Raw genomic sequence first — 19,019 nt, 5'->3', positions numbered from 1 at the left:
CGGGTGAATTGGCGGATCGGAAGCAAGGAATTTGCCGGAATTATCCCGCGTCTCGGTCTTGCTTGCCATCTTTGTTTTTCCCGTTGGCGGAGAGGCGGCGCTTTTCATCGCGCCTGATCCAGAACATGGCGCCGGCCGTCATTATCGCCAGCCCGAACCAGGTCAGCGCATAGACCAGATGATTGTTGGGGAAGGAAATGACGGTCAGCCCTCCCACGGCTTGTCCGTTTGCAGCGCGTTGCTGTTCCGATGCAACTGTATCCGAGGCTTCGGCATCGACGAAATACGGCGCGACGCGCTCCAGCTGACGCGATGCCGCGATGGCCTGCACGTCGCGCGAATACCAGCGATCACCGGCAGCGTCGTTCTTGCGCAGGAAGCCGCCATGCGGTTCGCTGATGCGCAGCAAACCGGCGACGTCGGCCGGCGCATCGGCTGCGCCCTCCTTCTCGTCGCGTGCGCCGGCAGCGATGAAGCCGCGATTGACCAGCATGGTCACCCCGTCGGCGCCGCGCAGCGGGGTCAGCAGCCAGAAGCCGGCGCCCAGCCGCGACAAGGCCTGCACGCGCGCGGTCTTGGCGTACAGGAAGGTGCCGCTCAGGCGCACGTGCTGGTATTCGTAAGAATCCGCCGTCACGTTCCGCCAGACATCCGGCCCTGGAGCCGCAATCGCCGCCGCATGCACGCGGCGGTCGACGCGCTCGATCAGGTCAAGCTTCCAGAACAGGCGTTTGACCTGCCAGGCGCCGAGCGCAAGGAATCCGAGGAAAACCACGAGGATGCACGCCGCAAGGAAACGGCGCAGCCCGGAAGACCGAGGGCGCGGCGCTGCTTCCGCAACGGCGCGCCCTGGAGAGTGGCTTGAGGTCACTGCTGACTACAATGCGTTCAGATGTAGATTCAGAATCAGGCGAATCACTTCATGCCAGGCATGTTGTGCTGCATGTTCTGCATCGAACCCGGTACGGCTTCCTGGATCAGATCCTGGCTCATGCCCGGCATCATGTTGTGATTCAGGTGATACATGACCCACAGCGAACCGGCCAGCATGATGACCACGACCATGATCGTGAAGATCAGCGCCAGGATGGTCCAGCCGCCTTCGGACTTGGAGTTCATGTGCAGGAAGTAAATCATGTGCACGACGATCTGTACGACAGCCAGGCCCAGCAGGACAAAACCTGCAGTGCTCGATTTTTCGATCACGTTGCCCATGACCAGCCAGAACGGAATGGCCGTCAGGATCACCGCCAGCACAAAGCCGATGGTGTAGCTCTTCAGGCTGCCGTGGTCGGCAGTATGGTCGTGATGATGGACGTCGAAGCCGTCCTGATGGCCGTATTTCTCGGCGTGCGACGGGTGTTCTTGATGCTGTGGCGCGCTCATGGCAGGACTCCCATCAGGTAAACAAAGGTGAAGACGCCGATCCAGACCACGTCCAAAAAGTGCCAGAACATCGACAGGCACATCAGGCGACGGCCGTTTTCAGGTGTCAGGCCGTGCTTGTTGATCTGGAACATCAGCGTGATCAGCCAGACGATGCCGAAGCTGACGTGCAGGCCGTGGGTCGCCACCAGCGCGAAGAACGAGGTCAGGAAACCGCTGCGTTGCGGACCCGCGCCTTCATGGATCAGGTGCGCAAACTCATACAGTTCCAGGTAGATGAAGCCGGCGCCCAGCAAGCCGGTGACGGCCAGCCAGATCAGCGTGGTCTTGACCTTCTGCTTTTGCATTTCCAGCATGGCGAAGCCGTACGTAATCGACGACAACAGCAGCAAGGAAGTATTGATCGCCACCAGCGGCAGATCGAACAGTTCGGCGCCGGTCGGACCGCCCGCATAGTTGCGGCCGAGCACGGCGTAAGTGGCGAACAGGCAGGCGAAGATCAGGCAGTCGCTCATCAGGTACATCCAGAAACCGAGCAAGGTGCCGTTTTCGGGATGATGTTCCTTGACGAAGTAACGCGAACTAGGCGATGCGTCCATGGTGGCGGCGGAGTGATGGGAAATCTCAGACATGGCTATCCAGCAAGCGTGTGCGGTTGGCTTCAGTAAGGACGACGTCGTCGGCCGAAATGTAGTAATCGCGTTTGTAATTGAAGGTGTGCGTGATGATCGCGGCCATCAGGGCGACGAAGCCGACGACGGCCAGCAGCCACATTTGCCAGATCATGCCGAAGCCGATCACTGCGCTCAGCGCGGCGATGATGAAACCGGCGCCGGTGTTCTTCGGCATGTGGATAGGCACGAAACCATCTTGCGGACGAGTGTAGCCGTTGGCCTTCATGTCAGCCCAGGCGTCGTTGTCATGCACGCGCGGAGTGAAAGCGAAGTTGTAGTCCGGCGGCGGCGAGGAAGTCGACCATTCCAGCGTGCGTGCGCCCCATGGATCGCCGGTCGTGTCGCGCAGCTTGTCGCGGCGCAGGTAGCTGACTACCAGCTGGATGATGAACGAGCCGATACCGGCTGCGATCAGCAAGGCGCCGAAGGCGGCGATCTGGAACCAGATCTGCAGCGACGGATCTTCGAAGTGGCTCATGCGGCGGGTAACGCCCATGAAGCCCAGCACGTACAACGGTGTGAACGCAACCCAGAAACCGATGCACCAGAACCAGAAGCTGCAACGGCCCCAGAAATCGTCCAGTTTGTAACCGAAAGCCTTCGGGAACCAGAAGTTGATGCCGGCAAACATGCCGAACACCACGCCGCCGATGATCACGTTGTGGAAGTGAGCAATCAGGAACAGGCTGTTGTGCAACACGAAGTCGGCCGGCGGAACCGCCAGCATCACGCCGGTCATGCCACCGATGACGAAGGTGATCATGAAGCCGATCGTCCACAACATGGGCACTTCGAAACGGATGCGGCCGCGGTACATGGTGAACAGCCAGTTGAAGATCTTCGCGCCGGTCGGGATCGAGATGATCATCGTGGTGATACCGAAGAAGGAGTTGACGCTCGCTCCGGAACCCATGGTGAAGAAGTGATGCAGCCAGACCAGGTAGGACAGGATGGTGATCACGACGGTCGCATACACCATCGAGGTGTAGCCGAACAGGCGCTTGCCGCTGAAGGTCGAGACGATTTCCGAGAAAATGCCGAAGGCAGGCAGGATCAGAATATAAACTTCAGGGTGACCCCAGATCCAGATCAGGTTCACGTACATCATGGCGTTGCCGCCGAGATCGTTGGTGAAGAAGTTGGTGTCGAACACGCGGTCCAGCGACAGCATGCCCAGAACAGCGGTCAGGATCGGGAACGCGGCGACGATCAGCACGTTGGTGCACAGCGCAGTCCATGTAAAGACCGGCATCTTCATCATGTTCATGCCCGGCGCGCGCATCTTGACGATGGTGGCGATCAGATTGATCCCTGATAGCAGCGTCCCTACCCCGGCAATCTGCAATGACCATATGTAATAGTCCACCCCCACATCAGGACTGCCGAGGATACCCGACAGCGGTGGATAGGCCAGCCAGCCGGTGCGGGCAAATTCGCCGACGAACAGCGACGCCATGACCAGGCCGGCGCCGAAGGTCGTCATCCAGAAACTGAAATTATTCAGGAACGGGAACGCCACGTCGCGGGCGCCGATCTGCAGCGGCACGACGTAGTTCATCAGGCCCGTCACCAGCGGCATCGCCACGAAGAAGATCATGATCACGCCGTGGGCGGTGAAGACCTGGTCGTAGTGATGCGGCGGCAGGAAGCCGGCCGAATCGCCGAAGGACAGCGCCTGCTGGGCGCGCATCATCAGTGCGTCGGCGAAGCCGCGCAGCAGCATGACGATGCCGAGGATGACATACATGATGCCGATTTTCTTGTGGTCGATGCTGGTGATCCAGTCGCGCCACAACGGGCCCCACAGGCGGAAATAGCTGACCGCGCCGAGTACGGCAATACCGCCGATCAGCACGCCGATGAAGGTGATCAGCAGGATGGGTTCATGGAAGGGAATCGCTTCCCAGCTCAGACGGCCGAAGATCAGCTTGGTCATGTCAATATGGTCTAGCATCGTTACTTTCCGCTGAAAAAGAAGGTCGCCGCGCCATGCGAAACTGCCTGCATGACGCTCTTGCCGGCTGCGCGCAACAATGCCGCCGGCTGTTCTTTCGATTGATTATTCATGGTGGTGCTGGCTGCCGGCCATCGCGACTTCCTGGGGAGCGGCCTTGGCGGCGCCCTTTTCAGTCTTTTCGCCCTTGCCTTCGCCCTTGACGTTCTTGTCGGTCATCATCTGCTGGTCCATGCAGACCTGGCCTTCGGCGACGCAACGGTTCAGGATCGCGTGGAACAGCGTGCCGTCAACGGCGTTGAAGTGCTGCACCGGATCCTTGATGCTCGGCTTTTCCAGCGCGATATATTCAGCGCGCTTGAGGGCGCCGCTGCCGGACTTGACCTTCTTGACCCAGGCATCGAAGTCTTCATTGCTCACGCCATGGAACTTGAAGCGCATGTCCGAGAAACCGGCGCCGCTGTAGTTGGCGGAAAAGCCTTCAAACTCGCCCGGCTTGTTGATGACGGCGTTGAGTTTGGTCTGCATGCCCGGCATCGCGTAGATCTGTCCTGCCAGGGCCGGGATATAAAACGAGTTCATCACGGTCGAAGCGGTAATCTTGAATTCGATCGGGCGGTCGACCGGCGCAGCCAGCTCATTCACGGTCGCGATACCCTGCTCCGGATAGATGAACAGCCATTTCCAGTCCAGCGCGACGACTTCGACGACCAGCGGCTTGACGTTTTCAGGAATCGGACGCTGCGCATCGAGGCGCGAGAGCTTGCGGTACGGATCGAGCGTATGGGTGCTGATCCAGGTCAGCAGGCCGAGTGCGATGATGATCAGCAGCGGCGCGCCCCAGATGACCAGCTCCAGCTGGGTGGAGTGATCCCAGTCCGGCTCGTAGCGCGCGGCGGTATTGTTCTGGCGATAGCGCCACGCAAAAAGGCAGATCAGCACGATCACCGGAACGATGATCAGCAGCATCAGGATGGTGGAAATAATGATCAGTCTGCCTTGCTGGTTGGCGATGTCTCCCGAGGGATTCAGGACGACCGTATTGCAGCCAGCCAATAAAATTGCAGGCAGAAAAATGAATCCGCGGCGAATGAGATGTGAAAACATGCAGGGAAAGTCCAGTCGGAGCTATCAAATCATGCTAATGTACACTTACCGTTCGGCATTGGCGATTGGACAATTTGTCCTACCCTCGCGGTCATCTTGATGGTGAGTTTCCCAATGTGCCGGCGGAACGTAGCGGCATTACAGACCGAACCAAGAAAGAGAGACAATGATCATGGCTAGCACTCATATTCATCACCCTGAAGTTCCTGGCAAATTTTCTGCAAATACGCCTGTCGGTGGTTCTGATAATGTAAATAATGCCAAATCTGATCATCCAGTGATTGCACCCGGCGATATTGCAATCGGCGTGGTCATCGGAAGGGCTTCAGAATACTTCGATTTCTTCGTGTATGCCATAGCCTCGGTGTTGGTTTTTCCCACCATTTTCTTTCCATTTGAACAACGCCTCGAAGGAACGCTCTACTCCTTCACCATTTTTGCCTTCGCATTTCTGGCGCGTCCGTTCGGCACGGTCCTCTTCATGGCCATCCAGAAAAAGCTCGGGCGCGAAGTCAAGCTGACGCTCGCGCTGTTCCTGCTGGGCCTGTCGACGGCCGGCATCGCCTTCCTGCCGACTTATGATCATCTGGGCTTCACCGCCATTGTTCTGCTCTCGGTGCTGCGCATCGGCCAGGGCCTGGCGCTGGGCGGCTCGTGGGACGGCTTGCCGTCGCTGCTGGCGCTCAACGTGCCGAAGAACAAGCGCGGCTGGTACGCGATGCTGGGTCAACTCGGTGCGCCGGTAGGCTTCATCGTCGCCGGCCTGGTGTTCGCCTACCTGATCGGCAACCTGAGCAACGACGACTTCCTCGACTGGGGCTGGCGTTATCCGTTCTATGTCGCCTTCGCGATCAACGTCGTGGCGCTGTTCGCCCGTCTGCGCCTGGTGGCGTCGGAAGAATATTCGCAACTGCTGCAGGAACGTGAACTGGAACCGACCAGCGTCGTCGAGATCACCCGCACCCAGGGCCGCAACCTGATCATCGGCGCCCTCGCCGCACTGGCCAGCTACGCGTTGTTCCATCTGGTATCGGTGTTCCCGTTGTCGTGGATTTCGCTGTATTCGATGCGCTCGATGAGCGACTTCCTGATGGTGCAGGTGTTCGGCGCCGTGCTGATGATGGTCGGGATCGTATTGTCCGGCCCCATCGCCGACCGCTTCGGCCGCCGCACCACGCTGGGCGCGCTGGCCGTGCTGATTGCGGTGCTGAGCGGCTTCGTGCCGACGCTGATCAACGGCGGCGACACCGGGCAGGACATCTTCATCCTGGTCGGCTTCGCCCTGCTCGGCTTGTCGTATGGCCAGGCAGCCGGTGCCGTGACCGCCAACTTCCCGGCCAAGTATCGCTATACCGGCGCGGCATTGACGTCCGATCTGGCGTGGCTGGTCGGCGCAGGTTTTGCACCGCTGGTGGCGCTGGGATTGTCAGCCCACTTCGGTCTGGCTTACGTCAGCATCTACCTGCTGTCGGGCGCAGTCTGCTCGCTGGCGGCGCTGAGCGTAAACCGCGCGCTGGATATCCGCTGATCTGATCCGTCCATAAAAACGGCCTGGCTGCTCACGCATGCCAGGCCGTTTTTACGTTTACTTCTCTACCGCTTACTTCTCTGCCTTAAGCTACCCGTCCCAGAACGTCAGTCCCACTCTGCTGATATATCCTGTGCGCCGGCCGCGCCAGTCCCAGATTCTCACGCAAGGTTTTTCCTTCGTATTCAGTACGGAACAAGCCGCGCCGGCGCAATTCCGGCAAGACCAGCTCGACGAAGTCGTCGAGTCCACCCGGCAAAGTCGGCGGCATGATATTGAAACCGTCGGCGCCGCCTTTGACGAACCACTCTTCAAGCCGGTCGACAATACTTTCCGGCGTGCCGTGTATGGACCAGTGACCGCGCGCAGTCGCCACGCGCAGATACAGTTGACGGATCGTCAGCTGCTCGCGTCGCGCCAGCGCCGTCACCAATTGGAAGCGACTCTTGGTGCCGTTCGGCTCCTGCAGGTTTTCCGGCAGCGGACCGTCGAGCGGATAACCGGACAGGTCGATGCCTCCCAGATGCTGCTGCAGCAACGACAGGCCGACGGTCGGATGGATCAGCGATTGCAGCTCTTCGAACTTCTCCTGTGCTTCGCTTTCGCTGCGGCCGACCACCGGGAACACGCCCGGCATGATCTTCAACTCATCCGGCTCGCGTCTGTACTTGGCGAGGCGCGATTTCAGCCCGCTGTAGAAATGCTGTGCATCCTCCAGCGATTGCTGCGCCGTGAAGATCACTTCGGCCGTACGCGCCGCCAGCTCCTGGCCCGGCTCGGATGAACCGGCCTGCACTACCACAGGATGTCCCTGCACCGGACGCGCCACGTTGAGCGGACCGCGCACCGAGAAATGCTTGCCCTTGTGATGGATCGCATGCAGCTTGTTGTGATCGAAATGCACGCCCTCGGCCTGGTCGAAGCGGAAGGCGTCATCCTCCCAGCTGTCCCACAAGCCGCGCACCACGTCGACGAATTCTTCGGCGCGTTCATAGCGGGCGCCGTGCTCGGGATGCTTGTCGAGATTGAAGTTGTGCGCCTCCGACTCCGACCACGAGGTCACCACGTTCCAGCCCGCACGGCCGTTGCTCAGGTGATCGAGCGAGGCGAATTTGCGCGCCACGTGATACGGCTCGTTATAGGTGGTCGACACCGTCGCCACCAAGCCAATGTGTTCGGTCGCCTGCGACAACGCCGACAACAGCGTCAGCGGTTCGAAGGTGGCGGCGCGCGAAGTCAGGTGCAAGGTCTCCGCATCGTGCGAACGAATCGCCACGCCGTCGGCCAGGAACAAGGCATCGAACTTGGCGCGCTCGGCGGTCTGTGCGATCTGCCGGTAATGCGCGATGTTCTGGCCGGCGTCGGCTTGCGCGCGCGGATGGCGCCAACCCGCCACGTGATGACCGGTCGCCTGCAGGAAGGCGCCCAGCCGCAGCTGTTTCTTCGGGCCGCTCATGACGCCACCGCCACTTTCGAATCGACAGCGACGTCGGACGTGCGCACCTTGTCCTGAGGCTTGTCCTGACTGTTGCGCGACACGCTGCGGCGACCATCGACGCCGACCGGCACGTCGCCGGCAATCGTCACGCGCCGCACCACGCGGTGCTGGCTGCCGTAATCGTTGATCGCATAGTGTTGCGTCGCGCGGTTGTCCCAGATCGCGATGTCGCCGGCCGTCCAGCGCCAGCGCACGGTGTTTTCCAGGCGGATGACGTAGCTTTCCAGCAGCTTGAGCAGATGCTCCGAATCGCCGGTCGGATAGCCCAGCAGCTTCTTGACGAAATGCCCCAGCACCAGGGTGCGTTCGCCGGTCTCCGGATGCACGCGCACCACCGGATGCTCGGTTTCATAGATCGTCGAGGTGAAGATTTCCCGATAGCGCTTCAATCCGGCGTCATCGGTATTGAAGCGCGCCGCGTAATCATAGTCGTTGGTGTGCAGCGCCCACAGGCCGTCGGCCAGCTGGCGCAAGGCGGGCGGCAGATCCAGATAAGCCTGCGCCGTGTTCGCCCAGACGGTGTCGCCGCCCGCTTGCGGAATCACCACCGTGCGCAGGATCGATGCCTGCGGATAGGCCAGATCGAAGGTGACATCGGTATGCCAGGAATTGGCCCGGCCGCCATGCACCGAATCCAGTTCAAGCAAATAACCGGTGCCGTCGCGCACCGGCACCGTTGGATGCGCCACCAGCTCGCCCCACAGTTTGGCGAAGGCTTCCTGGCCGGCATCGTCGAGATGCTGCTGCCCGCGGAAAAACAGGACTTTGTACTTCAGCAGCGCCTGGCGGATGGCGTTGAACGTCTCCCCGCCGAGGTCGCCGGACAGGCGCACGTCGCGGATTTCAGCGCCGATGCGGCCGGCAACGGGATGCAGATCGAGCAATGCTTCGGACATCTTGTTCTCCTTCACGAAAATGACTGGCTAGAGGGTTACAGCTTGCAGGGTAAAGATTGCTGCTATGGCTCACGTCTATGGCTTGCGTCTTGCTGGAATGCTGCAATTCTTTTGGCAGGCGACGTTGGTCGTATCGGGACGGGTGTCGCCGATAAAGCCGTCGCGGTTGGGCATGCGCACCTTGGGCAGCGAGCGCGCATCAAGCACCGTGTCCGCCGCCACTACGCCGTTCAGGTACAGCAGGTAAGCCGTCACCGAATACACCTCGTCCGGCGTCAGGCTCTGCGGCGCGTTGTACGGCATCGCGCGGTTGATGAAATCGAACACCGTGGTCGCATACGGCCAGAAGCTGCCGATGGTCTTGACCGGATTGGCCGACGCCAGCGTGCCTTTGCCGCCCACCAGCTGATCGGCCGGCTTGCCCTCGCCTTTGGCGCCGTGGCAGGCTGCGCATTGCTGCGCGTAGATAGTTTTACCGCCGGCCACACTGCCGCTGCCGGCAGGCAAGCCGGCGCCGTCGGCGGCGACGTCGATATTCCATGCGGCCAGGTCGCGCTCGCTGGCTGCATGGCCGACGCCGTACACCTGGGCCTGCACGCTGAATGACAGCGCAAGCACAACGACGCCGATGAAAACGCTAAACCTGAACATTGGTAATGACCCCGTCGCTCGCCACGTTCCAACTCTGGATGGCGTTGAAGTGATAGTTGGATTCGAAACCGCGCGCAGCAACCAGTTGTGCGCCGCTGGGCTGCACGAAGCCGCTCTCGTCCAGCGCCCTGCTTTGCAGCACGGCCGGCGCACCGTCCCAGCGCCACGGCAAGCGGAAGCGCGTCAATGCGCGATCCAGCACTGGTTCCTGCAGGCGCGCTTCGGTCCAGCTGCGTCCGCCGTCGATCGACACGTCGACGCGCTTGATGCGCCCGCGCCCGGTCCAGGCCAACCCGGAAATTTCATAGAAGCCCTTTTCCTTGAGCCTATGGTCCGGCGCCGGAAACGTGATCACCGACTTTGTTTCCATCAAAAACGTGAACTGGCGCGCCGTGCCGTCCGGCAGCGAGTCGGTGTACTTCGACGTCTCTTCGCGCGACATGAACGGTTCGCGTCCGACCTTGAGGCGACGCAGCCATTTGACGCTCATGTTGCCCTCGAAGCCGGGCAAAAACAGTCGCAACGGATAGCCGTGCTCAGGCCGCAGCCGTTCGCCGTTCTGCGCGTACACCAGCAAGGCATCGTCGAGCGCCTTGCCGATCGGAATGCTGCGCGTCATGCCTGCCGAATCGGCGCCCTCGGCCAGAATCCATGCGCCCTCAGGCTTGATGCCGACTTCTTCCAGCACGGTCGCCAGCGGTACGCCGGTCCATTCGCAACACGACAACAAGCCATGGCTGAATTGCAACGAGGCTGTGCCCGGCCCCTTCCATTCGCGGCCGGTATTGCCCGAACACTCTAGGAAGTGGATGCGCGACACCGAAGGCAGCCGCACCAGGTCGTTCATTGTAAAAATCGTCGGCCGCTCGACCAGGCCATGCACCGCCAGCCGATGCTGCTCCGGATCGATCTGCGGGATGCCGGCATGATGGCGCTCGAACACAAGCCCGGTCGGCGTGATGATGCCGTGCAGGTCCTGCAACGGCGTCATCGACGAGTTCGCTCCCGGCAACGGCGCCGCGCCGCGCGAGCGGCGCACCACGTTCTTTTCGAACGGCGATGGTTCCCCATACGGATGCCACAGCACCGGTTCGCCAGGCGTCTTGCTCCACGGCGCCACCGTCAATGGTTCGGCGCGCGCGCCGGCGGCCAGGCTGGCGCCCAGTACGGCGCCGCCGCGCAGGAAACGCCTGCGCCCTGCTGTCTGATTCTGTTTGCTGCTCATTGGGTGCTTGTTTCGTTACGTTGTCGTTATGTTTTCGGCTTCAGATAGCGAACTGCCATTGCTGCGGCTTTTGAGGTTCGACTGCATCGCTGCGCAAAGGCGGCTCGGCAAGGCTGGCGCTGTCGCCGGAGAACTCACGCAGCACCTGCTGCTTGACCTCGGCAAAACCGACGGCCGCGCGCTCCCGCGGATGCGCGAGATCGACCGGCACGATGCGGCGAATGCGCCCCGGCCGCGGCTCCATCACCACCACCTTGTCGCCCAGGTAAATCGCTTCTTCGACGTCATGCGTCACCAGGATCATGGTGATGCCCTCGGCTTGCCAGATACGATGCAGCTCCTGCTGCAGGTAAGCGCGCGTCAGCGCATCGAGCGCGCCGAAGGGTTCGTCGAGCAGCAGGATCTCCGGCTTGCTCACCAGTGCCCGCGCTATCGCCACGCGCTGCGCCATGCCGCCCGACAACTGATGCGGATAAGACTTCTCGAAGCCTTCCAGGCCCACCAGCGCGATGTGTTCGCGCACCGCCAGGCGCTTCTGGCCCGGCGTCAGGTCGGCGTTGAGCAGCCCCAGCTGGATGTTGTTCTCCACCGTCAGCCAGGGAAACAGCCGGTGCTCCTGGAACACGATGCCGCGCCGCAGGCTGGTGCCGACGATGCGCTCGCCATCCAGCAGCACCTGGCCCTGGTAGTCTTCTTCCAGTCCGACGATCAGGCGCAGCAAGGTCGACTTGCCGCAGCCGCTGGAGCCGACGATGCTGACGAACTCGCCCGGCGTGATGGTCAGGGTGACATCTTCGAGGACTGCCAGGTCGCCATCCTTGACCGGATAGGATTTACTGAGATGCTGGATATCCAGCGTGCCGGCTTGCGACATATCGATTCCTTAAAATTGCGCGACCGAACGACCGCGCCACGCCAAAAGCCGGCGCTCAATCTGCGCCGCCAGCCAGTTCAACGCGAAGCCGACAAAGCCGACCACGATCACGCCGAAGATCACCAGGTCCATCAAGAACAATTCGCGTCCATCGATCATGGTGTTGCCGATGCCCTTGCCCGACACCAGCAGGTATTCAGCGCCGAGCGTCGCCAGCCACGCATAGATCAGCGCCAGATGGATGCCCGCCAGGATCGACGGCGACGCCGCCGGCAGGATCAGCTTGAACAGCCATTGGCGACGATTGAATTTCAACACCCGCGCCGCTTCGACCAAGTCGGCCGGCACGCTGCGTATGCCTTCGAAGGTGTTGAGCACCACCGGGAAAAACGCCGCCAGCGACAGGAACGCCACCTTGGCCGGATCGCCCAGGCCGAACCACACCGACAGCAGCGGGATCCACGCGAACAATGAGATTTGCTTGAGCGTATGAAAGGTCGGCCCGATCAACCTCTCGAACAGACGCGACAAGCCGAAGGCCACGCCGAACACCAGACCCGCGCTGACGCCGATGGCAAAGCCGATCAGGTCACGCCGCAAGCTGGCTTCCAGTGCAATCGCCAGTTCTCCGCTGCGGATTTGCTGGACCGCGGTGTCCCACACCTTGTCGACCGGCACCAGCAAGGGCGAGGTCGACCAATTGAATTTCACCGCCAGCCACCACAGCAGCACGAGCGCCGCCGGCAGGATCCAGCCGCGCAGGAATTTCGGCACGGGGTGTTTGTCCTTCGAGTGGTAAGAAGAGGATCGCGCCATGATGACTTCCTGTTCAGAAGCCGGCACGGCGCCAGCCGAGCAGCACGATTTCAATGCGCGCCAGAACGCGGTCCAGCACATAGCCGACCGCACCGACCACCACCACCGCCGCCATCACGACGTCCAGCTGGAACAACTGGCGACCGAAAACGATCATGTAGCCGAGGCCTTCCGACGACGCCAGCAACTCGACCACCACCAGCGCCAGCCAGGCGTGTGTGAAACCGTAGCGCACACCGTTCCAGATCGGTGGTAGCGCCGCCGGGAAGATCACGCGCGTCAGCAGCTGCCAGCGCGAGAATTTCAGCACGCGCGCCACTTCGACATAACGCGCCGGCACGTTCTCGATACCCTTGAACGTATTGAGCGCAATCGGCACCAGCGCCGCCTTGGAGATCAGGATGATCTTGAGCGCCTCGTCGATGCCGACCAGCAGCATCAGCAGCGGCAGCCAACCCAGCACCGGCACCTGACTGAACGCCTTGAACAACGGATAGACATAGTCCTTGAACACCGGCGACAAGCCCATCGCCACGCCCAGCAGCAAGCCGCCTGCCAGGCCCACGCCGAAGCCGAGCAGCACGCGCAGCAGGCTGATCTTGAGGTTGTCGAACATCTCGCCCGACGCCACCAGGTCGATGAAGGTCAGCGCCACTGATTGCGGCGACGGCAGTACCTGCGGCGCCACCCATTCGAATTGCGCGGCGACATACCAGAGCAGCAACAGGAACAAGGGGAACGGCAAGGCCAGCCAGCGCGGCGACCAGTTGCTGTAGAAGCGTGCACGCGGCTCCTGCACTGATATCGATGAACCCGTCGATGATGCGGGTGAAGACACGGATGACGGCAACTCCAGGGCTGCCTGCTGCGCGCTCATGGATCAGGTCCCCAGGATCTTGCCGTTGACCTGGAAGATCGGCCAATAGGTTTCCAGGTTCAGTTCTTTCAGCGCGGCCTTGAGATAGCGCTGATCGATCCACTGATCGACGTCGAACTTGGAGCGGCTCAGTTTCAGGCGATAGGCCTGCTCGACCGAATCCTTGTAGCGCGCGACCAGGAAAGGATCGAAGTTGGGATTGATGCGCACGCGCAGCGGCTGGCCGTCGTAGTCTTCGCGCCAGTGCTCGTAAGGCGTGCCGGCCTTGGCCCACAGGCGCAGCACTTCTTCGCGGTTGACTTCGTCCGACGCCCACTTCGACGTCTTCACGAAGGTCTTGACCACGCGCGCCGTGATTTCCGGATATTGCTGCGCAAACTCTTCCGTCACCAGCACGTGCGATTGCGTGGTGAAAATCGGCGAACCGCCCTTACTGCTGTAGACGATGCGCGCGGCGTTCTTGTCGCGCAGGCGCAGGAGGTTGATGTTGCCGAACGCGGCGTCGATGTCCTTGGTGCTCAACGCCGCCAGCGTGGTGGCCTGATCAAGATTGATGGCGCGCAGGTCGCGCTCCTGCAGGCCGTTCGCCTCCAGCACGCGATTGATCGGCAACTGCGCGTTGGTTCCCTTGAAAATGGCCACGCGCTTGCCGCGCAAATCCTTCACGGATTGAATCGGAGAATCCGGCGGCACCGCGAGATAAATGTTGGAGCGCACGCCCGTGGCCAGGATCAGCTTGGTCTTGAGCCCCGCCGATTTCGCCACGATGGAAGGCAGGTCGCCCTGGAACGCAAAGTCCAGCTGCTTGTTGCTCAAGGCCTCGTTCACGGCCGGACCGGCCCCCTTGAAGAAGAACCACTCGACCTTGATGCCGTCGGCCTTGAACTCTTCTTCGACCCAGCCCTTGGCGTTGGCGACCGCTGCCGAGCTGCCCGAGAATTGCGGTGGATTGCCGATGCCCGGCTGCGCCACGCCGATGCGGATGATCGCGGGCTTGTTGGCGGCACGCGCCTGCAGCCCCAGCATTGCCGTACCGACGCCTGCGCCTGCTGCTGCCAACTGTTTGAGTACGGTTCTGCGATCCAGCGTCATGAGTTTTCCTTTGCGTATCCATGTCGAAGCAAAAAGCTGCGATCAAGTATAGGTAAGCGAAAACTGTCGACAAACGAATGAATTCGTATGTCCTTATGCGAAAGTATTTCTCGTCAGTACGACGTCAGCCCAGCGTCAGCAAGGGATTGCGACGCAATAGCAGAAATTGTTATCGATTCTGTTTCAAGCGCGCCGCGATCACTGCGTCCGCCGCTTCGACGAATCCTGCGCCGCCCGGACCTTGCGTGATCCAGCGCGGATGCACCGGTATCCGGTCCAGGCAGTCGACCACCGTGCTCACGCCGACAGTGTGCCGGAAGAACGCAAACATCGGCGCGTCGTTGGTCGAGTCGCCGGTATACAACACTGAATTCCGCCCTGCTTCGGCATCGATGTCGATACCGTAATGCCCAGCGAGAATCCGGCGCGACATCGACAGCTTGTCGTAGCCGCCGAGCCAGCCGAGTATCCACAAATTATTGACGGTGACGTCGGCGCCGGCGCATCGCAAGGCATCTGCGATCCGATCGCGTTCGGCTGCTTCCTGGGGAATTGAAAACGCCACGCTGGTGGTGCGAAATTGCTGGTCGTCAGCAAATTTCGCTTCCGGCACTTCACGCTGTACGCGAGCAGCGATAGCTTGCAGTTGCGTGGCAACGCCCTTAACTGCGTTGCCATGCCAGAACTCGCGGACCAGCGCATGTGCATCGTTTTCATCACGCCGAAAGAACAAGCCGCCGTTCTCGCCAATGACGCCGTCGACCGGCCACATGCGCGCCATCTGGTCGCACCAGCCGGCCGGCGCCGCGGTGACCGGGATCACCCGCACGCCATTTTCCTGCAAGCGCTCCAGCGCACGATACGTCTGCGCGGCCAGCCGTCCGTTATACGTCAGCGTCTCATCCATGTCGGTGAGCACGAAATGCACATTGCTGAATTCATCACTGGTCGCGGTCGACAAGGCTTGCACAGGAACTCCGTTAAAAAAGAAAACCGCCCGGCATCGCGAGCGCGTCAGCCGGGCAGATTAACCTGCGGGAGATTCCTTTGCCAAGTGCAATAACTTATTTGCGCAGCTCCGCCAGCAAAGGCTGCGCCAGGTACAGCACTTCGTAGCCGTCGCCGGCATGCTTCGCATCGTAGGACGATGACGTTATGTGGAAGCGCACCAGCTTCCATCCCGCCGGGTCGAGCGCCGTCACAGCGACAACCGTCTCCGCACGGTGCGTCAGTGCACGATTGCGTTCGTGCTCGGCTTCGCGCAGCGCGTGCATGTCGGTGGTATCGCCAAACGGCAGGTCTTCCCGATAGATCCATCGCCCTTGTTGCGCAGGCCCGACCTGGGCATCCAGCGGCAGCCACAATTCGATGCCGGGCCGACCGAAGGCGGCGAGTACGGCTTCGAAGCGATCGCTGGTCAGGAATTCGGATGCGGCCATAGCGTCCTTCCACAGATAGATCGAGGAATAGACGTTGGTGGGCGCGCCGTTCTTGCCGGCTTCGCGCAACGAGAAGGACTTGAAATACAGACCCGGCGTATCGTCCCACATCGGGCCGCGCGCGGCGGCGCGTCGGCGGATGGCGCTGACGTCGTAGTCGACGGGAAGGCGGTGTGAATACTGTTTCGAAAGCATGCTGGTTCCTTGTTGTTTGACCGTGATAAAGCTTAGGCCCATGCCTGTTGAGCGACCAGCCGCTGCGGACGATTTCTGTGATGAGTCTCTTAAATGATCCGCGCCGGGCAAACATGCGGCATGCGAAAAACACGCATGGATATGCGGTAACGGTCTTTGTCAGCGCGATTCTTTGGAATTACGATGTCCCGTTCGTCTATCCATCTCACCATCCCACAAAGAAAAACAATGTTCCCGTCCATCAAGAAATTTTCCTCCAGCCTGTCGTTCGCGCTGAGCGCACTGGCTGCGCTGAGCTTCAGCAACACCGTCCACGCCGACGCCCTCAAGGAAATCAAACTCGACTACGCCTACTACTCGCCCGAAAGCCTGATCATCAAGCGCAACGGCTGGCTGGAAGAAACCTTCAAGGCGCAAGGCACCAGCGTGCAATGGGTATTCTCGCGCGGCAGCAACAATTCGCTGGAATTCCTCAATAGCGGGGCCTCCAACTTCGCGCTGACCTCCAGCATTTCGGCGCTGGTGGCGCGCGTCAACGGCCAGCCGGTCAAGACCGTCTACAGCTACCTGTGGGCCGAGCCGAGCGCGCTGGTAGTGCTAGGCAATTCGCCGATCAAGACCGTCGCCGACATCAAGGGCAAGAAGATCGCCGCCACCAAAGGCACCGATCCCTACTTCTTCCTGCTGCGCACGCTCGACGCCCACGGCCTGAAACCGTCCGACGTCGAGATCGTCCACCTGCAGCATCCCGACGGCCGCGTCGCGCTTGAACAAGGCCGCGTCGACGTCTGGGCCGGCCTGGATCCGCACATGGCGGGCGCGCAGGCTGCCGGCGCCCGTTTCGTCTACCGCAATCCGGCCTTCGGCCTGGCGGCGTTCCTCAACACCAGCGAATCCTTCCTCAACGAACATCCGCAAGAAGTGCGCATCGTGTTGAAAGCGTACGAGCGCGCGCGCCGCTGGATCATCCAGAATCCAAAGGAAACCGCCGCCCTGATCGCCGAAGAAACCAAGCTGCCGGTGGACGTCATCGGCCTGCAGCTGGCGCGCTACGATTTCAGCCGTCCGGTTCCCGGCGCGGCGCATCTGGATGCGATCAAGCCGGTGGTGCCCTTGCTGCAGAAGGACGGCATCCTGCGCCGCGGCGCCGATGTTGACGGTCCGCTGAACACGCTGATCAACGCTCGCATCGCCAGTGAAGTCGTGGCGGAGAAATAAGCATGTCGCGTTCCGCCGCCATCGACAGCAAGCGCAGCACACCGGCGCAGGGGCTGAAGATCCGTCCGGCGCTGTTGCGCGGACTGGTGATTCCGGTGGTGCTGCTGGCCGGGCTGGAGATCGCCGGTCGCGCCGGCTGGGTGCCGGGCTACCTGATGCCGATGCCCAGCGACTTGCTGGTGACGCTGCTGGAACTGGCGGAAGGTCCGCTGTGGAAACACATCACCGCCAGTACCTTGCGCGTGGCCGCCGGCTTCGGCATCGGCGCGTTGCTGGCGCTGGTGTTCGGCGCCTGGGTCGGCCTCAGCACGCTGGCCGAGGACTACATCGAACCGATCTTCCAGGCGCTGCGCGCCGTGCCCGGCCTCGCCTGGGTGCCGCTGCTGCTGATATGGCTCGGCATCGACGAGACTTCCAAGATCACGCTGATCGCGATCGGTTCGTTCTTCCCGGTCTACATGAATCTGGTCGCCGGCATTCGTAACGTCGACCGCAAGCTGGTGGAAGTGGGCACGATGTACGGCTTCAGCCGCTTCGACCTGGTGCGCAAGATTTTCATCCCCGCTGCAAAACCGTATCTGTTCACCGGCCTGCGCAACGGCCTGTCGATGGCCTGGCTGTGTGTGGTTGCCGCCGAACTGCTGGCTGCCACCCAAGGCATCGGCTACCTGCTCACCGATGGCCGCGAAGTGTCGCGCCCGGACCTGGTGCTGGTCGCCATCGTCGCGCTGGCGGTGATGGGCAAGCTCAGCGACTCGCTGCTCAAATACTGGGAAAGCCGCAGCCTGTCATGGCGCGACGCCTTCACAGGCGAGCATTCCTGAAACTCATTCTGCAAGGATTGCCATGAGCACCATTCTCGACATCAAGGTCCGCCGCAAATCCTTCGGCGACGAAACCATCCTGCAAGGCGTCGAACTGGCGCTGGCCGAACGCGAAGTGGTTGCCCTGCTCGGTCCGAGCGGCTGCGGCAAGAGCACGCTGCTGCGCATCGCCGCCGGTCTCGACAAGGATTTTCAGGGCAGCGTGACGCGCGCCGGCGAATTGGCCGGCCAGCGCAACGGCGGCGTCGCCTTCGTCTTCCAGGAACCGCGCCTGATGCCGTGGCTGACGGTGGCGCAGAACGTCGGCTTCGCCGATGGCGATGGCGCCGACCGTGCCTGGATTTCGCAATTGCTGGAAGAAGTCGGCCTGGCCGGCTGGGAAAATAGCCTGCCCAAGCAATTGTCCGGCGGCATGGCGCAGCGCGTGGCGATCGCGCGCGGCCTGTACTCCCGTCCGCGCGTGCTGCTGCTGGACGAACCGTTCAGCGCAGTCGACGCCTTCACCCGCATGAAACTGCAAGACCTGCTGCTGAGCCTGGCGCAGCAACATCAGATTTCATTGCTGCTGGTCACGCATGACATCGACGAATCGCTGTACCTGGGCGACCGCGTTCTCGTCATGGGCAGCCGTCCAGGCAGCATCCGCAACACCATCCTGGTCGACCTGCCGCAGCCGCGCCAGCGTGCCGATCAACGACTCAGCGTATTCAAGGCGCACGCCTTGTCGGAGTTGCACGAGGCGCACGCGTTCTGACGCGAAAAGGA

The 19,019-nt window shown here is 61.5% G+C and carries 19 protein-coding genes; 4 read left to right on the top strand and 15 right to left on the bottom strand.

What is annotated here, in order from left to right:
• Positions 1–40 precede the first annotated feature (40 nt).
• The 5 genes from ACIROW_RS01765 to cyoA all read right to left on the bottom strand — a co-directional run bounded on the left by ACIROW_RS01765 (position 41) and on the right by cyoA (position 5,121).
• Complete coding sequence (locus ACIROW_RS01765; protein ID WP_402271214.1) at positions 41–775, bottom strand: SURF1 family protein; 735 nt, start codon at positions 773–775, stop codon at positions 41–43.
• A gap of 140 nt (positions 776–915) precedes the next feature.
• Complete coding sequence (gene cyoD / locus ACIROW_RS01760) at positions 916–1,386, bottom strand: cytochrome o ubiquinol oxidase subunit IV (protein WP_116432826.1); 471 nt, start codon at positions 1,384–1,386, stop codon at positions 916–918.
• A complete protein-coding gene (gene cyoC, locus ACIROW_RS01755; RefSeq protein WP_402271211.1) occupies positions 1,383–2,018 on the bottom strand; it encodes a cytochrome o ubiquinol oxidase subunit III in 636 nt (211 codons plus the stop codon). The genes cyoD and cyoC overlap by 4 nt, the downstream gene beginning before the upstream one ends.
• On the bottom strand, positions 2,011–4,014 hold the full coding sequence (cyoB, locus tag ACIROW_RS01750) for a cytochrome o ubiquinol oxidase subunit I (RefSeq protein WP_402271209.1): 2,004 nt from the start codon (positions 4,012–4,014) through the stop codon (positions 2,011–2,013). Before cyoB ends, cyoC begins: the two co-directional genes overlap by 8 nt.
• A 105-nt stretch (positions 4,015–4,119) precedes the next feature.
• Positions 4,120–5,121: a ubiquinol oxidase subunit II gene (cyoA, locus tag ACIROW_RS01745; RefSeq protein WP_402271207.1), complete on the bottom strand. Its 1,002-nt coding sequence runs from the start codon at positions 5,119–5,121 to the stop codon at positions 4,120–4,122.
• A gap of 172 nt (positions 5,122–5,293) precedes the next feature.
• On the opposite strand from cyoA, the gene ACIROW_RS01740 reads away from it, so the two are divergent.
• A complete protein-coding gene (locus tag ACIROW_RS01740) occupies positions 5,294–6,649 on the top strand; it encodes an MFS transporter (protein WP_402271205.1) in 1,356 nt (451 codons plus the stop codon).
• A gap of 85 nt (positions 6,650–6,734) precedes the next feature.
• Here ACIROW_RS01740 and ACIROW_RS01735 read toward each other — a convergent pair whose 3' ends face one another.
• The 10 genes from ACIROW_RS01735 to ACIROW_RS01690 form a co-directional block, all read right to left on the bottom strand.
• Positions 6,735–8,105 carry an LLM class flavin-dependent oxidoreductase gene (locus ACIROW_RS01735; protein ID WP_402271203.1) on the bottom strand — a complete coding sequence of 457 codons (1,371 nt, stop codon included), beginning with the start codon at positions 8,103–8,105 and terminating at the stop codon, positions 6,735–6,737.
• Entirely contained in the window at positions 8,102–9,043 is a 942-nt protein-coding gene (locus tag ACIROW_RS01730; protein ID WP_402271201.1) for a TauD/TfdA dioxygenase family protein, read from the bottom strand. Before ACIROW_RS01730 ends, ACIROW_RS01735 begins: the two co-directional genes overlap by 4 nt.
• Positions 9,044–9,118: 75 nt before the next feature.
• Positions 9,119–9,694, bottom strand: coding sequence for a c-type cytochrome (locus ACIROW_RS01725; protein ID WP_402271200.1), 576 nt, complete (start codon positions 9,692–9,694; stop codon positions 9,119–9,121).
• The gene (soxC, locus tag ACIROW_RS01720; RefSeq protein ID WP_402271198.1) at positions 9,681–10,919 is read right to left on the bottom strand and encodes a sulfite dehydrogenase; all 1,239 of its coding nucleotides are present in this window, start codon (positions 10,917–10,919) and stop codon (positions 9,681–9,683) included. Before soxC ends, ACIROW_RS01725 begins: the two co-directional genes overlap by 14 nt.
• A gap of 40 nt (positions 10,920–10,959) precedes the next feature.
• Entirely contained in the window at positions 10,960–11,793 is an 834-nt protein-coding gene (locus ACIROW_RS01715; RefSeq protein ID WP_402271196.1) for an ABC transporter ATP-binding protein, read from the bottom strand.
• A gap of 9 nt (positions 11,794–11,802) precedes the next feature.
• Positions 11,803–12,609: an ABC transporter permease gene (locus ACIROW_RS01710; protein WP_402271194.1), complete on the bottom strand. Its 807-nt coding sequence runs from the start codon at positions 12,607–12,609 to the stop codon at positions 11,803–11,805.
• A gap of 13 nt (positions 12,610–12,622) precedes the next feature.
• Positions 12,623–13,486, bottom strand: a complete 864-nt coding sequence (locus ACIROW_RS01705) for an ABC transporter permease (RefSeq protein ID WP_402271193.1) — start codon at positions 13,484–13,486, stop codon at positions 12,623–12,625.
• A 3-nt stretch (positions 13,487–13,489) separates the two neighbouring features.
• A complete protein-coding gene (locus ACIROW_RS01700) occupies positions 13,490–14,578 on the bottom strand; it encodes an ABC transporter substrate-binding protein (protein ID WP_402271192.1) in 1,089 nt (362 codons plus the stop codon).
• 169 nt (positions 14,579–14,747) lie between these two features.
• The gene (locus ACIROW_RS01695; RefSeq protein ID WP_402271190.1) at positions 14,748–15,548 is read right to left on the bottom strand and encodes an HAD-IIB family hydrolase; all 801 of its coding nucleotides are present in this window, start codon (positions 15,546–15,548) and stop codon (positions 14,748–14,750) included.
• A gap of 94 nt (positions 15,549–15,642) precedes the next feature.
• Positions 15,643–16,212 (bottom strand): DUF4865 family protein, encoded by a 570-nt coding sequence (locus ACIROW_RS01690; protein WP_402271187.1) that lies wholly within the window; start codon positions 16,210–16,212, stop codon positions 15,643–15,645.
• A 228-nt stretch (positions 16,213–16,440) separates the two neighbouring features.
• Between ACIROW_RS01690 and ACIROW_RS01685 the strand changes: the two genes are divergently transcribed.
• Genes ACIROW_RS01685 through ACIROW_RS01675 form a run of 3 tightly spaced genes read left to right on the top strand, consistent with a single transcriptional unit; the run spans position 16,441 to position 19,008 of the window.
• Entirely contained in the window at positions 16,441–17,430 is a 990-nt protein-coding gene (locus ACIROW_RS01685; protein WP_402271186.1) for an aliphatic sulfonate ABC transporter substrate-binding protein, read from the top strand.
• A 2-nt stretch (positions 17,431–17,432) separates the two neighbouring features.
• Positions 17,433–18,254 (top strand): ABC transporter permease, encoded by an 822-nt coding sequence (locus ACIROW_RS01680; RefSeq protein WP_402271184.1) that lies wholly within the window; start codon positions 17,433–17,435, stop codon positions 18,252–18,254.
• A gap of 22 nt (positions 18,255–18,276) precedes the next feature.
• Positions 18,277–19,008, top strand: a complete 732-nt coding sequence (locus ACIROW_RS01675; protein WP_402271182.1) for an ABC transporter ATP-binding protein — start codon at positions 18,277–18,279, stop codon at positions 19,006–19,008.
• Positions 19,009–19,019: the final 11 nt, after the last annotated feature.

It is taken from the genome of Herbaspirillum sp. NPDC101397 (assembly GCF_044767325.1).
In the GTDB taxonomy this organism is placed as follows: Bacteria; Pseudomonadota; Gammaproteobacteria; order Burkholderiales; family Burkholderiaceae_D; genus Herbaspirillum.
The sequence above is the reverse complement of the archived record's forward strand: the minus strand, read 5'-3'. Positions and strand labels throughout refer to the sequence as shown.

Coding starts and splice junctions, on each gene's coding strand:
- ACIROW_RS01710 (WP_402271194.1), bottom strand. CDS start 12,609: ATGGCGCGATCCTCTTCTTACCACTCGAAGGACAAACACCCCGTGCCG.
- ACIROW_RS01725 (WP_402271200.1), bottom strand. CDS start 9,694: ATGTTCAGGTTTAGCGTTTTCATCGGCGTCGTTGTGCTTGCGCTGTCA.
- cyoA (WP_402271207.1), bottom strand. CDS start 5,121: ATGTTTTCACATCTCATTCGCCGCGGATTCATTTTTCTGCCTGCAATT.
- ACIROW_RS01730 (WP_402271201.1), bottom strand. CDS start 9,043: ATGTCCGAAGCATTGCTCGATCTGCATCCCGTTGCCGGCCGCATCGGC.
- ACIROW_RS01680 (WP_402271184.1), top strand. CDS start 17,433: ATGTCGCGTTCCGCCGCCATCGACAGCAAGCGCAGCACACCGGCGCAG.
- ACIROW_RS01675 (WP_402271182.1), top strand. CDS start 18,277: ATGAGCACCATTCTCGACATCAAGGTCCGCCGCAAATCCTTCGGCGAC.
- ACIROW_RS01740 (WP_402271205.1), top strand. CDS start 5,294: ATGGCTAGCACTCATATTCATCACCCTGAAGTTCCTGGCAAATTTTCT.
- soxC (WP_402271198.1), bottom strand. CDS start 10,919: ATGAGCAGCAAACAGAATCAGACAGCAGGGCGCAGGCGTTTCCTGCGC.
- ACIROW_RS01690 (WP_402271187.1), bottom strand. CDS start 16,212: ATGCTTTCGAAACAGTATTCACACCGCCTTCCCGTCGACTACGACGTC.
- ACIROW_RS01685 (WP_402271186.1), top strand. CDS start 16,441: ATGTTCCCGTCCATCAAGAAATTTTCCTCCAGCCTGTCGTTCGCGCTG.
- cyoD (WP_116432826.1), bottom strand. CDS start 1,386: ATGAGCGCGCCACAGCATCAAGAACACCCGTCGCACGCCGAGAAATAC.
- ACIROW_RS01705 (WP_402271193.1), bottom strand. CDS start 13,486: ATGAGCGCGCAGCAGGCAGCCCTGGAGTTGCCGTCATCCGTGTCTTCA.
- ACIROW_RS01715 (WP_402271196.1), bottom strand. CDS start 11,793: ATGTCGCAAGCCGGCACGCTGGATATCCAGCATCTCAGTAAATCCTAT.
- ACIROW_RS01735 (WP_402271203.1), bottom strand. CDS start 8,105: ATGAGCGGCCCGAAGAAACAGCTGCGGCTGGGCGCCTTCCTGCAGGCG.
- cyoC (WP_402271211.1), bottom strand. CDS start 2,018: ATGTCTGAGATTTCCCATCACTCCGCCGCCACCATGGACGCATCGCCT.
- cyoB (WP_402271209.1), bottom strand. CDS start 4,014: ATGCTAGACCATATTGACATGACCAAGCTGATCTTCGGCCGTCTGAGC.
- ACIROW_RS01700 (WP_402271192.1), bottom strand. CDS start 14,578: ATGACGCTGGATCGCAGAACCGTACTCAAACAGTTGGCAGCAGCAGGC.